The organism is Blautia sp. ZXY-1-B12, assembly GCF_056339915.1.
Window position 1 is genome coordinate 1 of record NZ_JBWJVP010000119.1, and the last position, 3,034, is coordinate 3,034.

The 3,034-nt window shown below is 37.8% G+C and carries 2 protein-coding genes; both read left to right on the top strand.

The window, feature by feature from the left end; all coding sequences use genetic code 11:
- A partial coding sequence (locus AC075L_RS07010) for an alpha-amylase family protein (RefSeq protein WP_476387427.1) occupies positions 1–1,866 on the top strand: 1,866 nt, incomplete at its 5' end.
- Positions 1,867–1,889: 23 nt separating this feature from the next.
- Positions 1,890–3,034 (top strand): ABC transporter substrate-binding protein (locus AC075L_RS07015; protein WP_476387428.1); only part of this gene is annotated, 1,145 nt, incomplete at its 3' end.

Sequence of the window (3,034 nt, forward strand, 5' to 3'; positions counted from 1 at the left end):
TCTTGTGGACATCACGGAAATTTATATTATGATTCCAAAATGTTTCCGGAAATGGTCCATCCTCATCTGGCACACAGAGATTTGTTGAGAGAACAGGCTGAAGCCTGCAGAAAACGTGGAATACAGGTAAACCTTTATACAACCATTCGCTGGAACAAGAGAATCGCAGATATGCATCCGGAATGGATCTGTATTGATGAAAACGGAGCACTTCAGGACTATAAGGGAAAGGGGTATTTTGAGGCTGGTTTTTATAAAAACCTTTGTGTAAATACACCGTATCGTGATTTCTTGAAAAAGCAGTTCGGAGAAGTTCTGGAAACGATTCCGGGAGATGGAGTATGGTATGATGCAGCTTTTATGAATGAATGCTGCTGTCCATCCTGCCAGAAACTTATGCGGGAAAAAGGTCTGAATCCTGCAAAAAAGGAAGACCGTCAGGAATTTGCAAGGTGGACTTATTATGATATGGTCGAAGATCTGACCGCATTTGCAAAAAAATATAATCCAGATTTTCATGTCTGCTATAACAAAGGACATGTTGGATATCTCGATAAACCAGTGATAAAGGATTATTCGTATTTTTCTTTTGAATCTCTTCCGGGAGTAGAATGGGGATATCTTGATTTTCCTGTTTCTGCTAAATATATGAGGAATTTTGGAAAAGAGTGTCTTGGACTGACAAGCAGATTCCACACAGAATGGGGCGATTTTCATGCATTTCGTAATGAGGCAGCTATGGAATATGAAGTATTTTCCATGCTTTCCCATGGATGCAAATGTACGATTGGTGACCAGATGGATTACTGGGGAAAATTGAATAAGGATATGTATCAGCAGATCGGAAGGGTTTATAAATCTGTAGAAGAAAAAGAACCCTGGTGTGAGAATGCAAAACCAGTATCTGAAATTGGTGTTTTTACAGCAGAAGAATTTTATGCTACAGGCGTAGCAGGACAGATTCCAGGTGCATCTGAAGGTGTGGCAAGACTTCTGATGGAATATGGATATCAGTTTGATTTTATTGACAGTACTTCTGATTTTGGAAAATACAGGTTGTTAATTTTACCGGATGTAATTCCTGTAGATGAAATATTAGGCCGGAAACTGAGTGCTTATATAAATGCAGGAGGCAAATTACTGGCAAGTTATCAGTCTGGTCTTGACAAAGATCACCAGAAATTTATGATCTCAGAACTGGCAGTAAAATATCTTGGAGATGCACCATATAGTCCGGATTTTATATGGCCGAAAGAACATCTGGCAAAGGGTCTTGCAGATGCAGAACATGTAATGTATGACAAAGGAACACTTGTAGAAGCGACAGATGAGGCTCAGTTTGTCCAGAAAGTAATCCCGCCGGTATTTAATCGTACATATGAACATTTTTGTTCTCATCTTCATTCTCCATCAGGAAGAAAAGAAGTATATCCTGGTATTGTGGAAACAGAAAATACAGCGTATTTTATTCATCCGATTTTTACAACATATCAGAACTGGGCACCTGCATGGTATAAAAAGATCCTGAGAAATGAATTAGACAGAATGCTTCCGAATCCGCTGATTCAGCATAATGGACCATCAACAACACAAGTTACAGTGTTAGATCAGGAACAAGAGAACAGAAGAATTGTACATGTACTTCATTATGTACCGGTGAAGAAATGTAAAAATCTTGAGATTGTTGATGATATTATTCCTTTATATAATCTTAAGATTACTATGACAGAAGAACGTGAAGTAGAGAAAATTTATACAATACCCGATAAACAGGAAGTTCCATTTGTACAGGATGGAAAAAAACTTGAATTTACTCTAAAAGAGATTAAGGGACATCAGATGACTGCTGTTTGTTACAAAAATTAGTAAGGAAAAGAGGAGGTTTTTATATGAAGACAGGGAAAAAAGTTTTAGGGGCTGTATTAGCGGCAGCAATGGCATTATCATCTATTACACCGGTATTTGCAGCAGATAAAGTTAAGATTACATTTATGAGCCGTGACAGTGGTGATACACCTATAGCAAAGGTTTATGAAGACCAGATTGCAGCATTTATGGAAGAAAATCCTGATATTGAAGTTCAGAACGATTCTGTTTATGAGGAATCTGCTTATAACAATAAACTGAAAGTTGCATTATCTACAGGAGAAACACCAAATATCTTTTATTATCCGGCAATTGCCGGCCTGAAAGAATGGGCACAGAATGGAGTTCTGTTGGATCTGACAGATTCACTTAACGAAGATGAAGAATGGAAGAACACGTTCCTGGATGGAGCATTAGATACATATGATCTGAGTGCTTATGGAGTAGATGGAATCTATGCATTGCCAAATGAACTGAATGTGGATGCTATTTTCTACAATAAGGCTTTATTTGAAAAAGCCGGTATTGAGAAAACTCCAGAAACAATGGATGAACTGTATGAGGATATTGATAAGCTGGTTGCTGCCGGAATTACTCCGTTTGGAGTAGGCGGAAAGAATACCTGGGTTATGGGACATATCTTTAATAATATTCTTGCTAAAAGAATCGGAAGAGATGGCATTATAAAATTGGGTACTGGCGAGAAAAAATGGACGGATGATGATGTAGTAGAATGCCTGCAGATTACAAAAGATTTAAAAGATAAAGGTGCTTTTGCAGAAGGATTTGAAGGAATGGATTATAATACTCAGATGAATCAGTTCCTCACCGGAGAAGTAGCAATGATTTCTCACAGCAGCCCTATCATTCCTGAAATGTTTAATTCTGAATCAGAAATTTTGGATGATATTTCATTCTTTGCATTCCCATACTTTGAAGATAAACCAGAGTATAAAGATACACATGTAGTATATACTTCCGGATGGATGCTTTCAGGAACTATGAGTGATGAGGAAAAAGAGGCAACTCTAAAACTGGTGAAATATATGACATCTAAAGAGTCTATTCAGGCACGTATGAATGCAGCGATGAGAGTTGCTCCATATAAAGATATTGATGCACCGGAAGACGCACCGCAGATTTTCAAAGATATGGTTGAATATACAGG